Below are 25,007 nucleotides of genomic sequence, written 5' to 3'. Positions count from 1 at the left end.
CAGTTGAACGAGAGGCGAAATGACATCCGCCATGACGATCGAAGCCCCTGTTCTCGACAATCCCGATCCCAAGACCCTCGCTGAGGAGGTCTTGATGTCGCTCAAGTACCGGGTCGGCAAGGACACAACCGTCGCCACGCCCTATGACTGGTTGACGGCTTCGATCAAGGTCGTCCGCGACCGCATCGTCGACCACTGGATGCAGGCAACCAAGGAAGCCTATGACCAGCAGGAAAAACGCGTCTATTACCTTTCGCTGGAATTCCTGATCGGGCGCCTGATGCGTGACGCCTTTTCCAATCTCGGCCTGATGGAGAACATGCGCGAGGCCCTGTCCTCCCTCGGCGTCGACCTCGACCTCATCGCGGGGCTCGAGCCGGACGCCGCGCTCGGCAATGGCGGCCTCGGCCGTCTCGCCGCCTGCTTCATGGAAAGCATGGCGACCGTCGATATCCCCGCCCATGGCTACGGCATCCGCTACGCCAACGGCATGTTCCGCCAGGAAATCCACGGCGGCTGGCAGGTCGAGCTGCCGGAGACCTGGCTCGATCACGGCAATCCCTGGGAGTTCGAACGGCGCGAGCGCTCCTTCGAGGTCGGCTTCGGCGGCTCGGTGGAATCGATCACCTCCAAGGACGGCCGGCTCGAACGCCACGTCTGGAAGCCGACCGAGCATGTGCTGGCAGTTGCCTACGACACGCCTGTCGCCGGCTGGCATGCCAGGCGCGTCAACACGCTGAGACTTTGGTCCGGCATGCCGATCGATCCGATCCTGCTCGACAAGTTCAACGCCGGCGACCACATCGGTGCGCTGGCCGAAAGCAACAAGGCCGACGCGCTGTCGCGCGTGCTCTATCCGGCAGATTCCCACATGGCCGGGCAGGAGTTGAGACTGCGGCAGGAGTATTTCTTCTCCACCGCCTCGCTGCAGGACATCGTGCAGCGTCATCTCAGCCAGTATGGCGACCTGAAATCGTTGCCCGACAAGGCGGCGATCCACCTCAACGACACCCATCCCGCGGTCGCCGTGGCGGAGCTGATGCGGCTCCTGATGGATGTCCACGGCATGGACTTCGACCAGGCCTGGGACATCACCAAGCGCACCTTCGGCTACACCAACCACACGCTGTTGCCCGAGGCGCTGGAAAGCTGGCCGGTGCCGCTGTTCGAACGTCTGCTGCCGCGCCACATGCAGATCGTCTATGCCATCAATGCGCAGGTGCTGCTCGAGGCCCGCGCCACCAACCAGTTCTCGGGCGATCAGATCGCCCGCATCTCGCTGATCCAGGAAAATGGCGACCGCCGCGTGCGCATGGGCAATCTGGCCTTCGTCGGCTCGCATTCGATCAACGGCGTCTCGGCCCTGCACACCGAGCTGATGAAGGAGACGGTGTTCGCCGATCTCCACAAGCTCTATCCCGACCGCATCAACAACAAGACCAACGGCATCACGCCCAGGCGCTGGCTGATCCAGTGCAACCCGGGCCTGACCTCGCTTGCCCGCGAGGCGATCGGCGACCGCTTCATGGACGACATCGAGGCGATCAAGGATCTCGATCCGCTCGCCGACGACGCGGCGTTCCGTGAGAAATTCGCCGCCGTGAAGCGGCAGAACAAGGTGAAGCTCGCCAACCTGATCGCCGATCGGCTCGGCGTTCGGCTCGACCCGTCGGCGTTGTTCGACATCCAGGTCAAGCGCATCCACGAATACAAGCGCCAGCTCCTCAACATCATCGAGGCGATCGCGCTCTACGACCAGATACGCTCGCATCCCGAGCGGGACTGGATGCCGCGCGTCAAGATCTTCGGCGGCAAGGCGGCGCCGAGCTACCACAACGCCAAGCTGATCATCAAACTGGCCAACGACGTCGCGAAAGTCATCAACGGCGATCCGTCGGTGCGCGGGCTGCTCAAGGTGGTGTTCGTGCCGAACTACAATGTCAGCCTAGCCGAGGTGCTGATGCCCGCCGCCGACCTCTCCGAGCAGATCTCGACCGCCGGCATGGAAGCATCCGGCACCGGCAACATGAAGTTCGGCATGAACGGCGCGCTCACCATCGGCACGCTCGACGGCGCCAATGTCGAGATGAAGGAACATGTCGGCGACGACAACATCTTCATCTTCGGCCTCACCACCGCCGAGGTCGCCGATCGGCGCAACAATGGCTACAACCCGCGCGGCATCATCGAGGCGTCCCCTGAATTGTCGCAGGCCGTCGCGGCGATCTCGTCCGGCGTCTTCTCGCCCGATGACCCCAATCGCTACCGCGACCTCATGAACGGGCTCTACAGCAGCGACTGGTTCATGGTGGCGGCTGACTTCGATTCCTACGCCGCCTGCCAGCGCGACGTGGACCGCGTCTGGCGCGACAGCCCCGATTGGAACGCGCGCGCCATCCGAAACGTTGCCCGCATGGGCTGGTTCTCGTCCGATCGCACGATCCGCCAATATGCGAAAGAAATCTGGAACGTACCCGTCTGATATGATTGCATGAGATCACGAACAATGTGGTGTCGTGCATGTCGCCCAAAAGTGCGTTGCGGTTTTCGGGCAACGACATGCACAAAACAAAATAACTCCCGGGGAGGGAACACCGCCTGATGAGGAAGCCGCGCGCGACCGCTGCGACAAGCGGGCCGGACGGACTGGCGCCAGCCGGCGATGTCGCGGCGATTGTCGCCGGAACGCATGGCGATCCTTTCTCGGTCCTGGGCGTGCAGGAAGCCGGCAAGGGCTTTGTCGCCCGCTGCTTCGTGCCCAACGCGGAATTCGTCACCGCCTATACGCTGGCCGGCAAGGAGGTCGGCGAGCTCTCGCGCCGCGACGATGCCGGCTTCTTCGAGGGCAAGGTCTCGATCCGCAAGCGCCAGCCGCTGCGCTATCACGCCAGCAACGCCGGCGGCGACTGGTGGCTGACCGATCCCTATTCCTTCGGCCCGGTGCTCGGTCCGATGGACGACTATTACATGGCCGAAGGCTCGCATCTCAGGCTGTTCGACAAGCTCGGCGCCCACATCGTCGAACACGAGGGCGCCACCGGCGTGCATTTCGCCGTCTGGGCGCCCAATGCCAGGCGCGTCTCCGTGGTCGGCGCCTTCAACGACTGGGACGGCCGCCGGCACACCATGCGCGACCGCAGGGATACCGGCATCTGGGAATTGTTCATTCCCGATCTCGGCGCGGGCCAGCCCTACAAGTTCGAGATCATCGGGCCCGACGGCGTGCGCCTGCCGCTCAAGGCCGATCCGTTCGCCTTCGAGTCAGAGCTGCGCCCGGCGACCGCCTCGGTGACGGCGCCGCCGATCGCGCATCAGTGGGGCGACGAGGCGCATCGCGGCTATTGGCAGAAGGCCGATCCCCGGCGCGAGGCGATCTCGATCTACGAGGTCCATGCCGGTTCCTGGCAGCGCCGCGACGACGGCACTTTCCTGTCCTGGGACGAACTGGCCGCGCGGCTCATCCCATACGTGGTCGACACCGGCTTCACCCATGTCGAGTTCCTGCCGATCTCGGAGCACCCTTACGACCCGTCCTGGGGCTACCAGACCACCGGCCTTTACGCGCCGTCGGCTCGCTTCGGCGACCCCGACGGCTTCGCCCGCTTCGTCGACGGCGCGCACCGCGCCGGCATCGGCGTCATCCTCGACTGGGTGCCGGCGCATTTCCCGGTCGACGAGCACGGGCTGGTGAAGTTCGACGGCACCGCGCTCTACGAGCATGCCGATCCGCGCCAAGGTTTCCATCCCGACTGGAACACGGCCATCTACAATTTCGGCCGCCGCGAGGTGGTGTCGTTCCTCGTCAACAACGCGCTGTTCTGGGCCGAGAAGTACCATGTCGACGGCCTGCGCGTCGACGCGGTCGCCTCGATGCTCTACCTCGATTATTCGCGCAAGGCCGGCGAGTGGATCCCTAACGAGAAGGGCGGGCGCGAGAACCTGCAGGCCGTCTCGTTCCTGCAGAAGATGAACAAGGAGCTTTACGGCCACCACCCCGGCGTGATGACGATCGCCGAGGAATCGACCTCATGGCCGAAAGTGTCGCGTCCCGTGCATGAAGGCGGCCTCGGCTTCGGCTTCAAGTGGAACATGGGCTTCATGCACGACACGCTGGAGTATCTCTCCAAGGAGCCGATCTTCCGCAAGCACCATCACAACGACATCACCTTCGGCCTGGTCTACGCTTTCTCGGAAAACTTCGTGCTGCCGCTGTCGCATGACGAGGTCGTGCACGGCAAAGGCACGCTGCTCAACAAGATGGCCGGCGACGACTGGCAGAAGTTCGCCACGCTGCGCGCCTATTACGCCTTCATGTGGGGCTATCCCGGCAAGAAGCTCCTGTTCATGGGCCAGGAATTCGCCCAGCGCCGCGAGTGGAGCGAGGAACGCGCGCTCGACTGGGACCTGCTCGAATTCGCGCCGCATCGCGGCGTCTGGCAGGCGGTGCGGGATTTGAACTACCTCTACCGTTCGCGCCCGGCGCTGCATGCGCGCGATTGCGAGCCGGAGGGCTTCTCCTGGCTGATCGTCGACGACCGCGACAATTCGGTCTTCGCCTGGCTGCGCAGCGCGCCGGACGGCAATTCGATCGCCGTCATCTCCAATTTCACGCCGGTGCCGCGCGAGAACTATCGCGTGCCGCTGCCGAAGGCGGGAAAATGGCGCGAAATCATCAATACCGACGCCGAGGTCTATGGCGGCTCCGGCATGGGCAATCGCGGCGTGGTCGAGGCGAGCGGGGAAGGGGGAGGCATATCGGCGACGATGCTCTTGCCGCCGCTGTCGACGATCATGCTGGAATTTGTCGCGGATTAAAGCAGATGATGTCTCATCCTGCTCTTGCAACGGTCCGGGCAGCTTGTTTGGGAGGGTAACAAAATGGCAGAGATCAAAAGAACCCAGCCGCTGGCGCGCGATGCCATGGCCTATGTGCTGGCCGGCGGCCGCGGCAGCCGCCTCAGGGAGCTGACCGACCGGCGCGCCAAGCCCGCCGTCTATTTCGGCGGCAAGACGCGCATCATCGATTTCGCCCTCTCAAATGCGCTCAACTCCGGCATCCGCCGCCTCGGCGTCGCCACCCAGTACAAGGCGCATTCGCTGATCCGCCACCTGCAGCGCGGCTGGAACTTCCTGCGGCCCGAGCGAAACGAAAGCTTCGACATCCTGCCGGCATCGCAGCGCGTGTCCGAAACGCAGTGGTATGAAGGCACGGCCGACGCCGTCTACCAGAACATCGACATCATCGAGGCCTACGGGCCCGAATACATGGTGATCCTCGCCGGCGACCACATCTACAAGATGGATTACGAGCTGATGCTGCGCCAGCATGTCGACGCCGGCGCCGACGTCACCGTCGGCTGCCTGGAAGTGCCGCGCATGGAGGCGACCGGCTTCGGCGTCATGCATGTCGACAAGAAGGACAACATCATCGCCTTCGTCGAGAAGCCGGCCGATCCGCCGGGCATTCCGGATAAACCGGAATTCGCCCTGGCCTCGATGGGCATCTACGTCTTCAAGACCAAGTTCCTGATGGAACAGCTGCGCCGCGACGCGGCCGAGCCTGGCTCCAGCCGCGACTTCGGCAAGGACATCATCCCTTACATCGTCCAGCACGGTAAGGCGATCGCTCACCGTTTCGCCAAATCCTGCGTGCGTTCCTCGCACGAGTCCGAGCCCTACTGGCGCGACGTCGGCACGGTGGACGCCTATTGGGAGGCCAATATCGACCTCACCGACGTCACACCCGAGCTCGACCTCTACGATCGCGACTGGCCGATCTGGACCTATGCCGAATTGAAGCCGCCGGCAAAGTTCGTGCATGACGAGGACGGCCGCCGCGGCGAGGCGATCTCCTCGCTGGTCTCCGGCGACTGCATCGTCTCCGGCGCCTCGCTGCGCCGCAGCCTTATCTTCACCGGCGCCCGCATCAATTCCTATTCCAAGCTCGAGGAAGTGGTGATGCTGCCCGACGTTACTGTTGGCCGCAAGGCGCGCCTCAGGCGCGTCGTCATCGACCATGGCGTGCAGATCCCCGAGGGGCTGGTGGTCGGCGAGGATCCGGCACTGGACGCCAAGCGTTTTCGCGTGTCGGAGAAGGGCATCTGCCTGATCACCCAGGACATGATCAACAAGTTGTCGACCTGATAAGGTTGATCAGCTGTCGATCTGATAGGGTCGATCAGCAAGCTGTCGGGTCGATCAGCAAGCTGACGACTTGATCAACAGATTGTCACTTTGACCTGTCACGTTGAGATCGGAATATGGAGCGCATGCAGGTTCTGTCGGTTACGCCCGAAATCTTTCCGCTGGTCAAAACCGGCGGGCTTGCCGACGTGACCGGCGCCCTGCCGATCGCGCTGGTCGGGAAGGGCGTGGCGATGCGCACGCTGGTCCCCGGCTATCCTGTCGTGATGGCGGCCTTCGCCAAGAAGAAGGCCGTTTACCAGTACCCGCTGCTGCAAGGCGGCAAGGCTTCGGTCCATGCCGTCAAGATCGGCGAGCTCGATCTCTTCGTGCTCGACGCGCCGCATCTCTTCGATCGCCAGGGCGGCCCCTACGGCACCGCCTCCGGCGCCGACTGGCCGGACAATTGGCGCCGCTTCGCGGCCTTGAGCCAGGTCGGCGGCGACATTGCCGGCGGCGCGATCTCCGGCTACCAGCCGGACATCGTTCATGCCCATGACTGGCAGTCGGCGATGACGCTTGCCTATATGCGATACGGCAAGGCGGTCGGCGTGCCGTCGCTGATCACCGTGCACAATCTTGCTTTCCAGGGCCAGTTCGGCGCCGGCATCTTCGGCGAGCTCGGCCTGCCGGCCATGGCTATGCAACTCGACGGCGTCGAATATTATGGCGGCGTCGGATTTCTCAAGGCCGGCCTGCAAGCCGCCTGGGCGATCACCACGGTAAGCCCGACCTATGCGCAGGAAATCCGCTCGCCGGAATTCGGCATGGGTCTCGACGGGCTGATCAACATGCGCTCCACCGATCTCTACGGCATCGTCAACGGCATCGACGTCGACATCTGGAATCCCGAGACCGACAAGCATCTGGTGGCCAATTATTCGGCCGAGACGCTTGCTGCGCGGGCCAAGAACCGCAAGGCGGTCGAAGAGCGCTTCAACCTGGAGGCGGACGGCAGCTCGATCGTCTGCGTCGTCAGCCGGCTGACGTGGCAGAAGGGCATGGACATCCTGGCCGCGGTCGTCGACGGCATCGTCGCCGCCGGCGCGCGCCTCGCCATCCTGGGCTCGGGTGACGCCGGTCTCGAAGGCACGCTGCTTGCCGCCGCCGCCCGTCATCGCGGCCGCGTCGGCGTCGTCGTCGGTTACGATGAAGGCCTTTCGCACGTCATGCAGGGCGGCTGCGATGCCATCATCATTCCGTCCCGCTTCGAGCCCTGCGGCCTGACCCAGCTCTATGGCCTGCGCTATGGCTGTGTGCCGGTCGTCGCCCGTACCGGCGGTTTGGCCGACACCATCATCGACGCCAATGAAGCCGCCTTGTCGGCAGGCGTCGCCACCGGCTTCCAGTTCGCGCCCAACAATGGCGGCGCGATGGTGCATGCCATCCAGCGGCTCGTCGAGCAGCATGCGCGGCCGGCGACCTGGGCCTCGATCCAGCGCCAGGGCATGAAGGCCGATGTCTCCTGGGACAAGAGCGCCGAAAAATACGTCGAACTCTATCGCTTGCTGCTTTCGAAAAGGGCTGCCTGAGGCATGATCAGAACCGTCCCCACCAAACCCTATACCGACCAGAAGCCAGGCACCTCCGGCCTGCGCAAGAAAGTGCCGGTCTTCCAGCAGGAGCACTATGCCGAGAACTTCATCCAGGCGATCTTCGACGCGCTGGACGGTTTCGAGGGCAAGACGCTGGTGATCGGCGGCGACGGCCGCTTCTACAACCGCGAGGTCATCCAGAAAGCCATCGCGATTGCCGCCGGCAACGGCTTCGGCAAGGTGATGGTCGGGCAGGGCGGTATCCTGTCGACCCCCGCCGCCTCCAACATCATCCGCAAATACAAGACCTTCGGCGGCATCATCCTGTCGGCCAGCCACAATCCCGGCGGCCCGCACGAGGATTTCGGCATCAAGTACAATGCCGGCAATGGCGGCCCGGCGCCCGAAAAGATCACCGACGCGATCTTCGCCAAGTCGAAGGAGATCAAGAGCTTCAAGATCGCCGATATAGGCGCCATCGACATCGACACCATCGGCACCGTCAAGGCGGGCGACATGACGGTCGAGATATTCGATCCGGTCAAGGACTATGCCGAATTGATGGAAAGCCTGTTCGACTTCGATGCGCTGAAGAAGCTCTTCAAGTCGGGCTTCCGCATGCGCTTCGACGCCATGCACGCGGTGACCGGCCCCTATGCCAAGGAGATCCTCGAACATCGCCTCGGCGCGCCCGAAGGCACCTGCCGCAACTTCAAGCCGCTTCCCGACTTCGGCGGCCATCACCCGGATCCGAACCTGGTGCATGCAAAACACCTCTATGATGAGATGATGGGGCCGGACGCGCCGGACTTCGGCGCGGCCTCCGACGGCGACGGCGACCGCAATCTGATCATCGGCAGGGGCATCTTCGTCACGCCGTCGGACTCTGTGGCGATGCTTGCCGCCAATGCCCAACTGGCGCCGGGCTACAAGGACGGCCTGAAAGGCATCGCCCGGTCCATGCCGACCAGCGGCGCGGCCGACCGCGTCGCCGAAAAGCTCGGCGTCGGCATCTACGAGACGCCGACCGGCTGGAAGTTCTTCGGCAACCTGCTCGACGCCGGCATGGCGACCATCTGCGGCGAGGAAAGCGCCGGCACCGGCTCCAACCACGTGCGCGAGAAGGACGGTCTGTGGGCCGTGCTCTTGTGGCTCAACATCCTCGCCGCGCGCGGCGAGAGCTGCAAGCAGATCGTCACCGAGCATTGGGCAACGTATGGCCGCAATTACTATTCGCGCCACGATTACGAGGAGGTCGAGAGCGACCGCGCCAACGCGCTGGTCGACGAACTGCGCGCCAAGCTTGGTTCGCTCCCCGGCACCGGCGTGCGCGGCCTGAAGATCGCCAAGGCCGACGATTTTGCCTATCACGATCCGGTCGACGGCTCCGTGAGCGAGCATCAGGGCATACGAATCCTGTTCGAGGGCGGCTCGCGCGTTGTCCTGCGCCTCTCCGGCACCGGCACGTCAGGGGCGACGCTGCGCGTCTATATCGAGCGCTACGAGCCGGACAAGGCCAGGCACGATCTCGACACCCAGGAGGCGCTCGCCGATCTCATCGCCGCCGCCGACGACATCGCCGGCATCAAGAGCCACACCGGCCGCAACAAGCCGAGCGTGATTACTTGAGGGTGGCGGCGCGGCGGCTCCCCCTTCTCCCCTTGTGGGACAAGGTGTCGCCGAAGGCGACGGATGAGGGGTGCTCCAGCTTGGCGCAAACCGGCGTTGGCACCGCCGGCGCCTCATTTCTTCCAACACCCCTCATCCGTCTCGGCGCCGCGCGCCGGTCCACCTTCTCCCCCAAGGGCAGAAGGGGAGCGCTCGCATGACCCAGCTTGGCGCTACCATCACCCCCGAAGGCATACGCTTTGCCGTCTGGTCTTCATCGGTGCGGCGTCTCTGGGTCTCGATCTTCGACGACACCGGCGCGCGCGAACTCGACCGGCTGGAGCTCAATCCGGAAGACGAGGGCGTGCACGCGCTCCTCGTCTCCGGCCTTGGCGAGGGCACGCATTACGGCTTTCGCGCCGATGGCGACTATGCGCCGGAGCGCGGCCTATGGTTCGACCCGAACAAGCTTCTCACCGACCCCTACGCCGTCGAGCTGGACCGTCCATACCAATACCATTGGCGGCTCGCAGCCAAGCGCAACGAAAGCGCCGACACCGCCTCGCTGATGCCGAAGGCGATTGCGCGCCCGCTGCCCAAGCCGCAGCCGGCCAAGCCGCCGCTGTTCCAGGCCGGCGGGCTGATCTACGAGCTCAACGTCCGCTCCTTTACCAAGCTGCATCCGGACGTGCCGGAGGCTGAGCGCGGCACCATCGCGGCGCTTGCCCATCCGGCTGTCGTCGCGCACCTGAAGGGTCTCGGCGTCTCCGCAGTCGAATTGATGCCGGTCACCGCGTCGATCGACGAGCGGCACCTGCCGCCATTGGGGCTGAGCAACGCCTGGGGCTACAATCCCGTCACCTTCATGGCGCTCGATCCGCGTCTCGCGCCCGGCGGCCTCGAGGAACTGCGCGATACCGTCGCCGCGTTGCGCAAGGCGGGAATCGGCACCATCCTCGATCTCGTCTTCAACCACACCGGCGAAAGCGACCGGCTCGGGCCGACACTGTCGCTGCGCGGACTGGATGCGATAAGCTACTACCGGCATCAGCCGGACGGCAGGCTGGTCAACGACACCGGCACCGGCAACACCGTCGCCTGCGACCGTCCGGTGGTGCGCGAGATGGTGCTCGACACGCTCCGCCACTTCGTCCGCTTCGCCGGTGTCGATGGCTTCCGTTTCGATCTGGCGCCCGTGCTCGGGCGGGTCGACGGCGCCTTCGAGCCGGACGCGCCGCTGCTTCAGGCCATCGCCGGCGATCCTGTGCTCGCCGATCGCGTGCTGATCGCCGAGCCCTGGGATATCGGTCCGAACGGTTACCAGCTCGGCAGTTTCCGTCCGCCATATCTGGAATGGAACGACCGCTACCGCGACGATGTCAGGCGCTTCTGGCGCGGCGATACCGGCGCGATCGGCGCTCTGGCCACCCGGCTTGCCGGTTCCTCCGATGTCTTCGGCAGGGACGGCCAACCGGCGAGCCGCAGCGTTAATTTCATCGCCGCGCATGACGGCATGACGCTGACCGACATCGTCGCCTATGAGCGCAAGCACAACGAGGCAAATGGCGAGCAGAATCGCGACGGCCACAACGACAATTTGTCTTGGAACAACGGCGCCGAGGGCGAGACGGACGACGCGGCGATCGCCATGGCCCGCTTCAACGACCAGCTCGCGCTGCTCGCCACGCTCTTTGCCTCGCGCGGCACCATCATGCTGACTGCCGGCGACGAGTTCGGCCGCACGCAGAAAGGCAACAACAACGCCTATGCGCAGGACAATGCCATCACCTGGCTCGACTGGGCCGGCCGCGACCGGGCGCTCGAGCAACACGCATCGTCGCTCGCTGCGCTGCGCCGGGCCTTTCCTGCGCTGGCAGATACACGCTTCCTGAGCGGCGAACCCGCCGACGGATCGGAAATCCCCGACGTGGCCTGGCTGACCGAGATCGGCGCGCCGCTCGGCGAGGCTGACTGGAACGATCCCGGGCGACATCGCCTCGTCATGATGCTCGGCGATAGCGGGGGCGGCCGCCTGGCTGTGTTGATCAACGGCGACCGCCGCCAATGTGTCTTCAGCCTGCCGGCGCGCGACGGATTTGAATGGCGCCCGGCAATCGAGACGCAGCCGGTCGATCTGGCGCGGCCGTTGCCCGGTCGCAGCGTCGGTTTCATGATCGAGCGGCGAGCCGCTAAATCGCGCAGCAGGAAGGGGTCGTGATGGCTTGCGGCAATCCAGAGCAAGGCGCCGAATGGTGGCGCGGCTGCGTCATCTACCAGGTCTATCCGCGCTCCTTTCAGGATACGAGCGGCGACGGCAGCGGCGACCTGAAGGGCATCACCGCGCGGCTCGCCCATATCGCTTCGCTCGGTGTCGACGCGGTCTGGCTGTCGCCCTTCTTCAAGTCGCCGATGGCCGACATGGGCTATGACGTGTCCGATTACCGCGATGTCGATCCGATCTTCGGCACGTTGGAGGATTTCGACGCGCTGGTCGCCGAGGCGCATCGACTCGGCATGAAGCTCATCATCGACCAGGTGATCTCGCATTCTTCCGACAAGCACGAATGGTTCGTCGAAAGCCGCGCCAGCCGCGACAATGCCAAGGCCGACTGGTATGTCTGGGCCGACGCCAGGCCGGACGGCAACGCCCCCAACAACTGGCTGTCCGTCTTCGGTGGCCCGTCCTGGGAATGGGACGCCACCCGCCGGCAATATTACATGCACAATTTCCTGGCCGCGCAGCCGGATCTGAACTTCCACAATCCTGACGTTCAGGACGCGCTGCTCGACACCGTGCGCTTCTGGCTGGAGCGCGGCGTCGACGGCTTCCGGCTGGATACCGTCAACTACTATGTCCACGACCGCTGGCTGCGCGACAACCCGCCCTTGGCATCAAGCGTCGCCGGCACCAACGGTTCGACCAGTACCTATGCCTTCCAGGAGCATCTCTTCGACAAGACGCGGCCCGAGAACCTCGACTTCCTGAAACGCTTCCGCGCGCTGCTCGACGAATATCCCGACCGCGCCGCGGTCGGCGAGGTGGGTGACGAGGAGCGTTCCTTGCAGACGCTCGCCACCTATGTATCCGGCGGCGACAAATTGCAGATGTGCTACACGTTCGACCTGCTCAGCCCGCAATTTTCCGCCGCCCATGTGCGCGGCTGCGTGGAGGCGTTCGAGACGACCGCCCCGGACGGCTGGGTCTGCTGGGCCTTCTCCAACCATGACGTCGTGCGCCACGTCAGCCGCTGGACACGGCCCGGCGAGAGCCCGGACGCGGTGGCGAAGTTCTCGATCGTGCTATTGTCATGCCTGCGCGGGTCGATCTGCCTCTATCAGGGCGAGGAACTGGGGCTGGAGGAAGCCGAGCTTGCCTATGAGGATCTGCGCGATCCGGTCGGCATCCGCTTCTGGCCGGGCGTGAAGGGTAGGGACGGCTGCCGCACGCCGATGGTATGGCAGGCGGAGGCGGACAATGCCGGCTTCTCCACCGGCAAGCCTTGGCTGCCGGTGCCGCAAGCACATCGTGTGCGTGCGGTCGATGTCCAGCATGGCGAAGGCGGTTCCGTGCTGGCGACTTATCGCTCGATCCTTGCCCTGCGCAGGCGCCATCCGGCGCTGATCCAAGGCTCTATCCGTTTCCTCGAGGCCGAGGGCGATGTGCTGGCTTTCATCCGCCAGCACGAAGACGAGAAATTGCTGTGCGTCTTCAACTTCGCCGCGGAGCCGGCGAACTGGGCGCTGCCGGCCGAGATCAGGGATACCGAGGTAACGGCTCTTGCCGTTGACGTCGCCGGCGTTCTTGGCGGTGTTCTCGAGGAGGTTGCCCTGGCACTGCCGCCCGTGGGGTGCTTCGTCGGGAGAATTGCCTGAAAGGCGGCTTACTGAACCAGCACCGAGCGTCCGCACGTCGCGCCGGTGACCCGGACGTCGGCCTCGCCGACACCGACCCCAAGCGCCCCAAGCACATTGTAGACCAAGCTGTCGACCGGCGCGGTCACGCCGTTGAGCAGCGTCGTCACCGCCGGCTTCACCGTGCCGAGCACGGCGGTCACGTCGAGGCCTAGCCCCAGCGCATTGACCGAAAGCGACAGGTTGTTGACCAGCGATGTCGTCAGCGACTGCGTCAGGTTCTTCGTCGACACCGTCTTGATCGCCTTGTTGGCGATGTCGGTGGCGTTGTAGGTCAGGGTGGTCGGCGCCATGTTGGTGACCGAGAAGGCCGACGAGCCTGTCACCTGCAGCACCGGGATGAGCAACGGCTTCAGGTCCGCGATATCGGCGTCGGAGAAGGACTGCGGCTTGGTGAAATCCGCGAAGCCGCTTGCGCTGCTGTTGGCGAGATGGGCTGAGACCACGCCCGGCTGCGCGGCGATCGAAACCTTGATGCTGGAGGGACCCGTCGGGCAACTGATATCGGTCAGCTTCGCTTCGGCATAGGCCACTTCGACATTGAGCGGCAGGTGGACGGCGACAAGACTGGCGCCGCCGCCGAGATTGGAATTGCCAAGTGTCACGCTGGCGTTGAGCTTGATGCGAGTCTGCGCCGTGCGCACCACGGTGCCTGCCTCTCCGACCGCGAGCCAGGGCGAGTTCTGCATCGGCTCGCCGATGGCGATGGCAAGCGTCGTCGATGCCAGCCCCGGTATCGTGGCGCCGAGATTGACCGGGACCTGGTTCGTGCCGTTGGCAAGCGCCGCCGCCGCCGTCAGCATGCTGAGCGCGCTGGCGTCGACCGACAGCCCGGCGGGTTTCTGCCCGAGGCCGAGGCTGCCCACCGAGCCCAGGTCGACGAGGCTGCCGAGCGGAATCTTGACCGTGTTGGTGGCGCTGGAGGCCATGGTCTGCAGGGCGATCTTGGCTGTGCGGTCCAGCCCTGGCACATTGGCCATCGCGGTGGCGATCTGGCCGATCGTTGCCTTGGAGGCGAGCACGTCGGAATAGCTGACGCCAGTCAGGTGCAATTGCGTGGCCAGCGCATCGGTGAACGAAAGAACGTCGACGTCAGCTGAGATCAGCGAATTGTAATCCATCACGCTGAGCGAGATGCCGTTGCCGCCGAGAAGGCCGCCGAGAAGCGCGTTGAGAATGCCGCCATTCAGGCTGGCAAGCCGCGAGCCGACCGAAAAAGCCGCTTGCGGCTGCGCGCTGGCGATAGCGGTCGTGCCAAGAGTGGGCGGCGACATGATCGAGCCGGCGAAATAGAGCGTGCCCTGCTTCTTCAGCGACACCTGCACGGCATTGTAGGGCAGCTTGCCCGCCTCGAACCGGTTGCCGGCGGCAATGGTGCTGACGCCCGTGTAGCGCCCCGGCACGATCTGGACGACCGCCTTGCTGGCGGTTGGCGCCGCGGTGGTGCCTTGCTGCTGCACGGCGACCGAGGTGATGCCGTTGTCGCTGAGCGTCGTCAGCACCGCCTGCTCGGCATTGGTGATGTTCGAGGCCGCGGTGATGGCGGCAAGGTCGACGATCGACTGCGCGGCGCGGCGCTCGTTGTAAAGTGAACCTTCGTCGATCGCGAAGGCGGTCAGCGCCAGCGCCACCGGCGTGCATAGCGCCGTCATGACGGCGAAATTCGCATTACGGTCGGCGAGCAGTCTCCGCGTCGCCGCCATCAATCCCCCCTTGATGGGCATCATATGCCTCCGACGCGGATCGTCGATTGACTCTGGATCGTCGTGCCCGGCAGCGGCAGTGTCCGGAACAGGTTCCAGATCGGCAGGTTGCGTGCATCGTAGCTGACCGAGACGACGAACTGGCTGCCGTCGGCGACACTGTCCTGTGCGTTGATGGTCAGCTTGTTGGGATCGACGAAGGGGTACCCCGCGACGTCGTGGGCGATGAAATCGGTGACCAGTGCCTGCCGCTCGGTCTGGTTGAGGCCGGCAATCGCCGTGCGCGCCGCATCGGCGGCGATCTGCTGCACGGAGTGGCTGGCACCGAAATAGATTCCATATGCAACCATGCCGAGCAGAAGCAGGATGAAGATCGGCGCAAGCATGGCGAATTCGATTGCCGACGTCCCCGAGGCGTCCGCCCGGAAACGAGACCAAGAAACAGGGAATTTTCGGTTTTTCAGCATGTTGCGGAGAATGCCAACACCTGCCTGCAAAAATAGAAAACACATCGAACAACCGGCAGGTGTGCCAAGTTGAAGGCAAGCTATAAGCTTTAGGTTTCGCTGTTTTAGCGTGATGACGCTCACTCTGCGTCAAGCAGGCAATGGTTGAAATAAGATTTCGCTCTGTCTAGTCTCCTGCCACCAGCCGCCGGAACGGATCGGCGGCACGCCTGAAACGGGGCCGTTTCAACGGTTCCGGGTGTCAAAACTTAAAAAGGCGCGGCTGAGGGGCCGCGCCGACAGGGAGAAACTTCATGCTGAAAAACATGCTGAAGGCGACGGTGTTCGCCACCACCATGGCTCTGGCCGCCGGCACCTTGTACACGCCGGCCTTCGCCGAGACCGTCTACAACCGCGGCGCCGCCGCCGAGGCGGAGACGGTCGATCCGCACAAGACATCGACAGTCTATGAAGCCGATATCATACGCGACCTGTTCCAGGGCCTCGCCATGCATGACCAGAAGACGAACCTCATTCCGGGCGCCGCCGAAAGTTGGACGGTATCGGATGACGGCACCGTATACACCTTCAAGCTGCGCAAGGACGGCCTCTGGTCGGACGGCACCCCGGTGACAGCGGACGACTTTGTCTATTCGTTCCGTCGACTCGAAGATCCGGCCACCGCTGCGGAATACGCCTCGATGCTCTATCCGGTGAAGGGCGCGGAGGACTTCAACACCAAAAAAGGCAAGGCCGAGGATATGGGCGTGAAGGCGATCGACGCCAACACGCTTGAAGTCACGCTGAAGGCTCCGACACCCTACTTCCTGGAGATGCTGACCCACCAGGCGACCTATCCGGTCAACAAGGCTTCCATCGACAAGCTCGGCGCCGACTGGATCAAGCCGGGCAAGCTGGTCTCCAACGGCGCCTATACGCTGGCGGAGTGGGTTCCCAACGACCATATGAAATTGGTCAAGAACCCGAAGTTCTGGGACGCCGCGAGCGTCAAGCTCGACGTGGTCAACTACATCCCGACCGAGGATCGCTCGTCGGCGATGAAGCGTTTCGAGGCCGGTGAACTCGACAGCTATGGCGACCTGCCAACTGAGCAACTCGCCGATCTCAAGACCAAATTCGGTGACCAGGTCCGTGTCGGGCCATATCTCGGCACTTATTATTACGCGATCAAGACAGACAAGGCGCCGTGGGACAATGTCGAGTTGCGCAACGCAATCTCGATGGCGATCGACCGCGACTTCCTCGCCGAGAAGGTCTGGCAGAACTCGATGCTGCCCGGATATTCGATGGTGCCTCCGGGCATCGAGGGCTACACGCCGGCACTGGCCAAATACGCCGACATGCCGCAGATCGACCGCGAGGACGAGGCCAAGAAGATCCTGGAAAAACTAGGCTATACACCCGAGCATCCGTTGAAGATGGAGATCCGCTACAACACCTCGGAGAACCATAAGAACACGGCGGTCGCCATCCAGGAACAGTTGAAGCCGCTCGGCGTCGAGGTGACTCTGCTCAACACCGACACCAAGACCCACTACGGCTTCCTCGAGCAGAAGGGCAATTACGACGTCGCCCGCGCCGCCTGGATCGCCGACTACAAGGATCCGGAGACCTTCCTCGGCATCTCGCGCAAGGCAAGCGGCAACAACTACTCGAACTACAACAGCCCTGCCTATGAAGCCGCCATGGACAAGGCGGCCGCTGCGGGCGGCAAGCCTGAGGAGCGCATGAAGGACCTCGCCGCAGCCGAGCGCATCCTCGTCGACGATGTCGGCGAGATCCCGCTTCTCTACTACAGCTACCACGACATCGTTTCCTCGAAGCTGCATGGCTTCGACGACAATGTGATGGACATTCATCCGTCCCGCTTCATCTCCAAGGACTGACAAGAAACCTTGGCCGTGCCGCCGCTCTCTTTTTGGGAGCGGCGGCCTCGGTCTGTCATCGTGCCGGGCCGAAAGTCGGATTGGATTTTCGGGCATGCCGGTGCGAAGATCAGAGATGCCAGCGCGCCACGGTCTCGTCTGGAGAGCTGTCGCCCTGGCTGAAGCGGGGCGCCGATGCTGCGTTATGTCTTCCGGCGGCTGTTGACCGCCATCCCCACGCTATTCGTCATCGTGACGGTGGCGTTTTTCCTGATCCGCGTCGCCCCTGGCGGCCCGTTCAACCAGGAGCGGGGCCTGAGCCCCGAGATCAGGGCCAATCTCGAAGCCCAGTTCGGCCTCAACGATCCGCTCTGGCTGCAATATGTTCACTATCTCGGCAATCTTTTGCGCGGCAGTTTCGGCCCGAGCTACAACCTGCCGGATTTCACCGTCACCGAACTCTTCGCCAAGGGCCTGCCGATCTCCATCCAGATCGGCACCTCGGCGCTGGTGCTGGCGCTGCTGCTGGGCTCCATCCTGGGCACCATCGCCGCGCTCAACCAGAACAAAATAGGCGATTATTCGGTGATCGCCTTGGCCACCGCCGGCAGCACCATCCCGACCTTCGTCATTGCGCCGGTGATCCAGCTCGTCTTCGGGCTGTCCTGGAAGCTATTGCCGATCGGCGGCTGGGGCGACGGCGCCTTCATCAACAAGGTTGGCCCGGTGCTGACGCTGGCCTTGCCGCAGGTCGCCATCGTCGCCCGCCTGATGCGCGGCTCCATGATCGAGAGCCTGCGTTCGCACCATATCCGCACGGCGCGCGCCCTCGGTCTCTCCGACTGGTCGGTGGTGGTCAAGCACGCGCTGCGCGGCGCCGTGCTGCCGATAGTCTCCTTCAGCGGCCCGGCGGCCGCCGCGCTGTTGACCGGTTCGATTATCGTCGAGACGATCTTCTCCATTCCCGGCGTCGGCCGCTACTTCGTCGATGCAGCCCTCAACCGCGACTATACGCTGGTCATGGGAACCGTGGTGGTGATCGCGCTCTTCACCATCGTCTTCAACCTGATCGTCGACCTGCTCTATGCGGTCGTCGATCCGAGGGTGCGCTATGACTGACTTCGCCGTCGCCGTCCCCGAGCCGATCGTCGGCCGCTCGCTCTGGGGCAATGCCTGGGCTCGGCTCAAGCGCAACCGCGCCGCGATGCTCAGCCTCTATTACCTGGCCTTCATCGCCGTCACCAGCATTTGCGGCCCGTGGGTCGTGCCGCATGAATACACCACCATCTATGGCGACTATGTGCGCATGCCGCCGAGCCTTTCGGCCTATCCGAAACCCGACATGATCCAGGGTGCGCTGGGCGACGCCATCAAGCGCATGCGCGCCGACATCAAGGAATGGCACCAGGACGGCAATCGCGTCACCGTAACCGTCACCTCGACCAAGCCGATCGACGACCGCAACATCCGCTATCTCGACCGCTCCGACGCCTTCGATGACACCAGGATCGAGAACAAGTCGCCCGACGGTCTCGAAGTGACGATGAGCTCGGCCGTGAAGCAGCAATATTTCTTCTTCGGCACCGACAACACCGGCCGCGACCTGCTCTCGCGAACACTGATGGCAGGACGCATCTCTTTGGCCATCGGCCTGCTCGCCGGCGTCGTCGCCGGCGTCATCGGCGTCATCTATGGCGCCACAGCTGGCTTGGCCGGCGGCCGGGTCGACGAGGTGATGATGCGCATCGTCGACGTGCTCTATTCGCTGCCCTTCATCTTCTTCGTCATCATGCTGGTGGTGTTTTTCGGCCGCAACTTCGTGCTGATGTTCCTCGCCGTCGGCGCTGTGCTGTGGCTCGACATGGCGCGCATCGTGCGCGGCCAGGCGCTGTCGATCCGCAGGCAGGAATATGTCCAGGCGGCGGAAGCCATGGGCGTCGGCCAGCGCGGCATCCTGTTGCGCCATGTCATCCCAAACCTGCTTGGCCCCGTGGTCATCTACATGACGCTCTTGGTGCCGCAGGTGATTATCCTGGAAAGCTTCCTCTCCTTCCTCGGTCTCGGCGTGCAGGAGCCGATGACCAGCTGGGGCGTGCTGATCTCGGTCGGCGCCAAGAACATCGGCTACGCCAACTGGCTGCTGCTGTTCCCGGCCTTCTTCCTCGTCTCGACGCTGTTCGCGCTGAATTTCGTCGGCGACGGCCTGCGCGACGCCCTTGACCCGAAGGACCGTTGACATGGCCACCGAAACGATCCTCAGCGTCAAGGACTTGCGCGTCCGTTTCCAGACCCTCGACGGCACGGTCGAGGCGGTCAAGGGCATCAACATCAAGGTCAATGCCGGCGAGACGGTCGCCGTCGTCGGCGAATCCGGCTCCGGCAAGAGCCAGACGATGATGGCGGCGATGAGCCTGCTTTCCTCCAATGGCGAGGCGACGGGCCATGTCGATTATCGCGGCCGGAACCTTCTGGCCATGTCGAAGAGCGAGCTGAACCAGGTGCGCGGCCGCAAGATCAGCATGATCTTCCAGGAGCCGATGACCTCGCTCGACCCGCTCTACACCATCGGCAACCAGCTGATCGAGCCGATCCGCCGGCATCGCGGGCTTGCCGCCGCGGCCGCACGGGAGGAAGCGCTGAAGCTCCTGAGGCTGGTGCATATTCCCGATCCCGAACGGCGGATGAAATCCTATCCGCACGAGATGTCGGGCGGCCAGCGCCAGCGCGTCATGATCGCCATGGCTCTGGCCAACGATCCCGACATCCTGATCGCCGACGAACCGACGACGGCGCTCGACGTCACCATCCAGGCGCAGATCCTGACGCTGCTGGCCGAACTGCAGCGCAAGCTCGGCATGGCCATCGTCTTCATCACCCACGATCTAGGCATCGTGCGCCGCTTCGCCGATCGCGTCTATGTCATGCGCCAGGGCGAGGTGGTGGAGGAGGGCGCGGCGGAAGCGCTCTTCGCCAACCCGCAGCATGCCTACACCAAGATGCTGCTCGCGGCCGAGCCTACGGGCACCAAGGCGGCGCCGCCCGCCAGTGCGCCGGTGCTGCTCGAAGGCCGCAATGTCGAGGTGGTGTTCAAGATCGGCGGCGGTTTCTTCGGCGGCGAGCCGCTGATGCTGCGCGCGGTGGACAGGATCTCGGTCCGGCTGAAGCGCAATCAGACGATCGGCATCGTCGGCGAGTCCGGCTCGGGCAAGTCGACGCTCGGCCGCGCGCTGCTCAGGCTCTTGCCCAGCGACGGCGTCATCCGCTTCGGCGACCGCGATATTTCCGAGGCCGACCGCCAGGCGATGCGGCCGCTCAGGCGCGAATTGCAGCTCGTCTTCCAGGATCCATTCGGTTCGCTGTCGCCGCGCATGACCGTCGGTCAGATCGTTACCGAAGGCCTTTTGGTGCACGAGCCCTCGCTCACGGGCAAGCAGCGCGACCAGCGCGCCATCGGGGCGCTGCGCGAGGTCGGCCTCGATCCCAACGCGCGCAACCGCTACCCGCACGAATTCTCCGGCGGCCAGCGCCAGCGCATCGCCATTGCCCGCGCCATGATCCTGAAGCCGAAAGTGGTGGTGCTGGACGAGCCGACCTCGGCGCTCGACCGCTCCGTGCAGAAGCAGATCGTCGAGCTGTTGCGCAAGCTGCAGGCCGACCACGAACTGTCCTATCTCTTCATCAGCCACGACCTCGCGGTGGTGCGCGCCATGGCCGACTACATCATCGTCATGAAGCAGGGAAAGATCGTCGAGGAAGGGCCGACGCAAGAGATCTTCGACAATCCGCGCGAAGCCTATACGCAGACGCTGATGAACGCGGCGATCGATTCGACAAAGTTCCGCATGAGCGCTTGAGGCGGGCGAGCCCAGCCAGGCTAATGCATGTCGCCCAAAAGTGTGCGGCGGCATCGCCTGTATCCGTTCGGCGCGACGCGCTTCAGGTTCACTGCGCGGATGGGCACCTCTGCTTCCGCGTGGCGACGATCGCCTGCTGCTGTTGCTGCAGCCTGTCGATCCGGGCGGTTTCGCGATTGGCCACCACCGTCTTCACGCGCTCGCCGCCGAGCAACCACGTCGGCACGCTCGTGTTGGCGACCTTGCCGCGGGCTATTGCGGTCCGTGAAATATCAGTGGCGGTGTCGCCGACCGCATTATTGAGCTCGGGGCAGTTCATTTTGTCGTACTTCGCCGGGCTGATCGACGCCGTGGTCGATGAACAGCCTGCCGCGAACAGGAGGAACACGAGTGTCGGTGCAATGGCCGTCGGCGTGAACTTCATACTCTCAACCCTGGTTCGCCGTCTTACAGTCCCGCGCATCTCGAAAGCATAGCGGGTTGCCATTAGGCCAAACTGAGAAACTGTTGTCGAGCGTTGCCGCGCGATTCTGTTTCGAAGGTCAGGCCATCCTTCGACGGCGCTGACCGCAATAACTATTGGCATAATATGCCATGTCCCTGTATCGTGCCTGTTGAATTGGAGCTGATATCGCGATGCCGACACGCAATGTTGTCCTGACGGAACACCTCGAAGAGATGATCGACCGACTGGTGAAAACCGGGCGTTATCAGAACGCCAGCGAGGTATTGCGTGACGGCTTGCGGCTGGTCGAGCAGCGCGAGGCGAGGGAGTCGGCAAAGCTGGCTGCGCTCAGGGAGGCCGCCAACATAGGCTTCCACGACATCGAACAAGGCCGTTTCGAGGATGTTACTGAAGACGGCGTCGAAAAATTTATGGATGGCCTGGGGCAACAGGCAAGCTTACGCGCGAAAAAAACCGGCTTGTAAGGCCATGGTCCTATACCGGCTTTCCGCGGCCGCGAAGGAAGACATCGTTCAAATACTCGCCTACACGGAAGTCAAAGTCGGCGAGATTGCGCGTATTCGCTACCAACGGCTGCTGATGGTCGCCCTGGCGACATCGTCGCCGATCCCCAACGGGCCGGCAGCATCGCCCGCGCGGAGCTGGGAAACAAGATCCGCAGCTACCACCTGCGCCATAGTCGGGACCGCGCGCGGACCGAACATGGCATCGTGCTACGACCGCGCCATTTCCTGCTCTATCGCATGACGCTCCAGGTCATCGGAATTGGCCGCGTTCTCCACGACGCGATGGAACTACAGCGTCATCTGCCGGAGAGCTACGGCGACGATTGACGCCAGTCTTGATTTCAGGCGGGGAGCAATTTCGGGAAAAGCCAAGTGCTTGTTTTTTCTGGTCGGAGTGGCAGGATTTGAACCTGCGACCCCCTCGTCCCGAACGAGGTGCGCTACCAGACTGCGCTACACTCCGTGACCAGACCGCGGGCTTATAGCTGCCGCTTTCCGATCCTGCAAGCGGCAATGGCAGCACTTGTGTCGCATTTCCTTTCTTTCGCGAAGCTTGCCCGAATGGCATAGGATTGGCTGTCAGCTAAAGGGGGGCTTAAAGGCTTTTGTCGTAAGGCCGTCCCATCGGAGCCAGACTTTTGACAGGGTCGTTCATGAGCCAGCGCATCGTCAGTTTCGTCATGAGCGGCGGCGTCGGCTCGCGGCTGTGGCCGCTGTCGCGCGAGGACAACCCCAAGCAGTTCCACGACTTCTCGGGCGACGGCTCGATGCTGGCTAAGACCTTGCGCCGGCTGGCGGCGCGCCCGCAAGGCGAGACACCGATTTTCCTGATCGCCGCGGAACGTCACGCCGACCGCGTCCATGCCGACCTTGCCGGCCTCGATCTTGCCGGCGGCGGACCGCTGTTCGAGCCGACAGGCCGCAACACGGCCGCCGCCGTTGCGCTGGCCTGCCTGCGCACGCTCTCCGAATATGGCGACGAACTGGTGCTGGTGGTGCCGTCCGACCACGAAATATCGACGCCTCGTCAGTTCTGGCAAAGCATCGAGGCGGGCGCTGGCGCGGCAAATGCCGGCCGGCTCGTTGTGTTCGGCCTGAAACCGACACAGCCCGAGACCGGCTATGGCTATATCGAGGTCGGGGCGGGCAAGGACGGCGTCTTCGACGTCTCGCGCTTCGTCGAAAAGCCCGATCTCGCCACCGCGCAGGCCTATCTGGACGCCGGCAGCTTCTACTGGAACACCGGCATCTTCCTGTTCCGCGCCGGCGCCATGCGCGATGCCTTCGCGGCCCATGAACCGAAAATCTGGCAGGCGACGGAGGCCGCCTACAAGGCTGCGACCAGCGATCTGTCCGGCCTCTACATGCCGCTGGAACTCTATTCCGCGATCCCGTCGACCTCGATCGACTACGCCATCATGGAACGCGCGAAAGACATCGCCATGGTGCCGGCCGGCTTCCGCTGGAACGATCTCGGTTCATGGCAGTCGCTGCTCGATGTCGGCCCGTCCGATGGGCAGGGCAATGTCATCGTCGGAGACGTCGTCGCCATCGATTGCGAGAACTCCTATATCCGCAGCGAGGGGCGCCTGCTGTCGGCGATCGGCATGAAGGACGTGGCGATCGTCTCCACCGCCGACGCCACTTTCGTCGCGCCGGTCAGCCACAGCCAGCACGTCAAGAAGGTCGTCGAGCAGTTGGAGAAATCCGGCCGGCTCGAAACCAGGTTCACGCCGGCGCATGACCGCGTCATCGAGAGCGGCGCCTGGCGGCGGCGCGTGCGCCACTGGCTGTTCGAGGAGACGCTGCCGCTATGGTCTACCATTGGCGTCGACGAGCGCCATGGCGGCTTCCACGAGGCGCTGGGCTTCGACGCCTCGCCGCTGATGAAACCCAAGCGCATGCGCACGCAGGCGCGTCAGGTCTATGCTTTCGCGGTCGCCAAGGAGCGCGGCTGGGATGGCCCGGCGGACACGCTGATTGCGCACGGCATCGACTTCATGGCGGGTCAGGGCCGCACCGACAAAGGCGGCTGGGTGCGCACGCTCAACATCGACGGCTCGGTCGCCGATCCGGTCGAGGATGCCTACGATCATTCCTGCGTGCTTCTGGCGCTGGCCCACGCCCATATGTCAGGCCATCCCGATGCGTTGCGGCTCGGCGAGGAGACGTTCGCCTTCCTCGATGCGCATCTGGAAGATGCCCGCATGACCGGCTTTCTGGAAACTTCCGACAGCGAGGGCGAGCGCCGCTCCAACCCGCACATGCATCTGCTCGAAGCCTTCCTTGCCTGGCACCGGGCGACCGGAGACCGCGCCTATCTGCGCCGCGCCGCGCGCATCATCGATCTTTTCCGCAGCCATTTCTTCGACCCGGAAAGCTGGACGTTGGGCGAATATTTCGACGCCGGCTGGAAGCCCGCCGCCAGCGACAAGGGCGCCTGGACCGAGCCCGGTCACCATTTCGAATGGGCCTCGCTGCTCATCGATTTCGCCGCCCGCAGCGGCCAGACGGAGCTCGGCGGCTTCGCCAGGAAACTCTATGCCTCGGCGATCGCCAACGGCCTCAACCGCGCCACCGGCCTTGCCTATGGCGCTGTCTCGCGCCAGGGCGTGCCGCTCGACACGGTCTCGCGCAGCTGGCCACAGGCCGAAGCGGTGAAGGCGGCGATCGCGCTCGACGGTTCGGGCGGCCCGGATCTCAAGCCGGAGATCGAGGCGCGCGTCGGCCGGCTGTTCCGCTGGCACATCGACCCGGCGCCGCTGGGCTTGTGGATCGACCGCATCGACGAACGCGGCCGCTCACTGGCGAGCGACGTGCCGGCCAGTATCTTCTACCATCTGGTCTATGCGCTGACGCAGTATCTGGATGGCACCAGCGATAAGTCGTAGGCCGTTTGCCCCATGCT

General features: G+C 64.0%; 16 protein-coding genes and 1 tRNA gene. 13 read left to right on the top strand and 4 right to left on the bottom strand.

What is annotated here, in order from left to right:
- Positions 1-19 precede the first annotated feature (19 nt).
- The 7 genes from FJ417_RS10685 to FJ417_RS10655 all read left to right on the top strand — a co-directional run bounded on the left by FJ417_RS10685 (position 20) and on the right by FJ417_RS10655 (position 13,199).
- Positions 20-2,482: a glycogen/starch/alpha-glucan phosphorylase gene (locus FJ417_RS10685; RefSeq protein ID WP_140643405.1), complete on the top strand. Its 2,463-nt coding sequence runs from the start codon at positions 20-22 to the stop codon at positions 2,480-2,482.
- Between the two features lie 119 nt (positions 2,483-2,601).
- Entirely contained in the window at positions 2,602-4,815 is a 2,214-nt protein-coding gene (gene glgB / locus FJ417_RS10680) for a 1,4-alpha-glucan branching protein GlgB (RefSeq protein ID WP_140783367.1), read from the top strand.
- Positions 4,816-4,878: 63 nt separating this feature from the next.
- Entirely contained in the window at positions 4,879-6,144 is a 1,266-nt protein-coding gene (gene glgC / locus FJ417_RS10675) for a glucose-1-phosphate adenylyltransferase (RefSeq protein ID WP_140783366.1), read from the top strand.
- Positions 6,145-6,269: 125 nt separating this feature from the next.
- Positions 6,270-7,715 (top strand): glycogen synthase GlgA, encoded by a 1,446-nt coding sequence (gene glgA / locus FJ417_RS10670; protein WP_140783365.1) that lies wholly within the window; start codon positions 6,270-6,272, stop codon positions 7,713-7,715.
- Between the two features lie 3 nt (positions 7,716-7,718).
- Positions 7,719-9,347 carry an alpha-D-glucose phosphate-specific phosphoglucomutase gene (locus tag FJ417_RS10665; protein ID WP_140783364.1) on the top strand — a complete coding sequence of 543 codons (1,629 nt, stop codon included), beginning with the start codon at positions 7,719-7,721 and terminating at the stop codon, positions 9,345-9,347.
- A 196-nt stretch (positions 9,348-9,543) separates the two neighbouring features.
- A complete protein-coding gene (gene glgX / locus FJ417_RS10660; protein WP_140783363.1) occupies positions 9,544-11,544 on the top strand; it encodes a glycogen debranching protein GlgX in 2,001 nt (666 codons plus the stop codon).
- Positions 11,544-13,199 carry an alpha-glucosidase family protein gene (locus FJ417_RS10655; RefSeq protein WP_140783447.1) on the top strand — a complete coding sequence of 552 codons (1,656 nt, stop codon included), beginning with the start codon at positions 11,544-11,546 and terminating at the stop codon, positions 13,197-13,199. Before glgX ends, FJ417_RS10655 begins: the two co-directional genes overlap by 1 nt.
- Positions 13,200-13,207: 8 nt before the next feature.
- Here FJ417_RS10655 and FJ417_RS10650 read toward each other — a convergent pair whose 3' ends face one another.
- Together FJ417_RS10650 and FJ417_RS10645 are read right to left on the bottom strand one after the other, a co-directional pair.
- Positions 13,208-14,941: a pilus assembly protein TadG-related protein gene (locus FJ417_RS10650; RefSeq protein ID WP_246687425.1), complete on the bottom strand. Its 1,734-nt coding sequence runs from the start codon at positions 14,939-14,941 to the stop codon at positions 13,208-13,210.
- A 20-nt stretch (positions 14,942-14,961) separates the two neighbouring features.
- The gene (locus FJ417_RS10645) at positions 14,962-15,531 is read right to left on the bottom strand and encodes a TadE/TadG family type IV pilus assembly protein (protein ID WP_226891935.1); all 570 of its coding nucleotides are present in this window, start codon (positions 15,529-15,531) and stop codon (positions 14,962-14,964) included.
- 170 nt (positions 15,532-15,701) lie between these two features.
- Here FJ417_RS10645 and FJ417_RS10640 point away from each other — a divergent pair, with 170 nt between their 5' ends.
- From FJ417_RS10640 to FJ417_RS10625, 4 genes are all read left to right on the top strand, one after another.
- Positions 15,702-17,294: a peptide ABC transporter substrate-binding protein gene (locus tag FJ417_RS10640; protein ID WP_140643423.1), complete on the top strand. Its 1,593-nt coding sequence runs from the start codon at positions 15,702-15,704 to the stop codon at positions 17,292-17,294.
- 174 nt (positions 17,295-17,468) lie between these two features.
- Complete coding sequence (locus tag FJ417_RS10635; RefSeq protein WP_140783361.1) at positions 17,469-18,392, top strand: ABC transporter permease subunit; 924 nt, start codon at positions 17,469-17,471, stop codon at positions 18,390-18,392.
- On the top strand, positions 18,385-19,509 hold the full coding sequence (locus FJ417_RS10630; RefSeq protein ID WP_140783360.1) for an ABC transporter permease subunit: 1,125 nt from the start codon (positions 18,385-18,387) through the stop codon (positions 19,507-19,509). The genes FJ417_RS10635 and FJ417_RS10630 overlap by 8 nt, the downstream gene beginning before the upstream one ends.
- A 1-nt stretch (position 19,510) precedes the next feature.
- A complete protein-coding gene (locus FJ417_RS10625; RefSeq protein ID WP_140783359.1) occupies positions 19,511-21,127 on the top strand; it encodes an ABC transporter ATP-binding protein in 1,617 nt (538 codons plus the stop codon).
- 88 nt (positions 21,128-21,215) lie between these two features.
- On the opposite strand, the gene FJ417_RS10620 is transcribed toward FJ417_RS10625, so the two are convergent.
- Positions 21,216-21,551: a hypothetical protein gene (locus FJ417_RS10620; protein WP_140783358.1), complete on the bottom strand. Its 336-nt coding sequence runs from the start codon at positions 21,549-21,551 to the stop codon at positions 21,216-21,218.
- Between the two features lie 212 nt (positions 21,552-21,763).
- Here FJ417_RS10620 and FJ417_RS10615 point away from each other — a divergent pair, with 212 nt between their 5' ends.
- On the top strand, positions 21,764-22,057 hold the full coding sequence (locus tag FJ417_RS10615) for a type II toxin-antitoxin system ParD family antitoxin (RefSeq protein WP_140783357.1): 294 nt from the start codon (positions 21,764-21,766) through the stop codon (positions 22,055-22,057).
- A gap of 428 nt (positions 22,058-22,485) precedes the next feature.
- On the opposite strand, the gene FJ417_RS10605 is transcribed toward FJ417_RS10615, so the two are convergent.
- A tRNA-Pro gene (locus tag FJ417_RS10605) sits at positions 22,486-22,562 on the bottom strand.
- Positions 22,563-22,752: 190 nt separating this feature from the next.
- Here FJ417_RS10605 and FJ417_RS10600 point away from each other — a divergent pair.
- A complete protein-coding gene (locus tag FJ417_RS10600) occupies positions 22,753-24,990 on the top strand; it encodes an AGE family epimerase/isomerase (protein WP_140783356.1) in 2,238 nt (745 codons plus the stop codon).
- Positions 24,991-25,007 lie beyond the last annotated feature (17 nt).

The sequence above is a fragment of the Mesorhizobium sp. B3-1-7 genome (assembly GCF_006439385.1).
Taxonomy (GTDB): domain Bacteria; phylum Pseudomonadota; class Alphaproteobacteria; order Rhizobiales; family Rhizobiaceae; genus Mesorhizobium.
The sequence above is the reverse complement of the archived record's forward strand: the minus strand, read 5'-3'. Positions and strand labels throughout refer to the sequence as shown.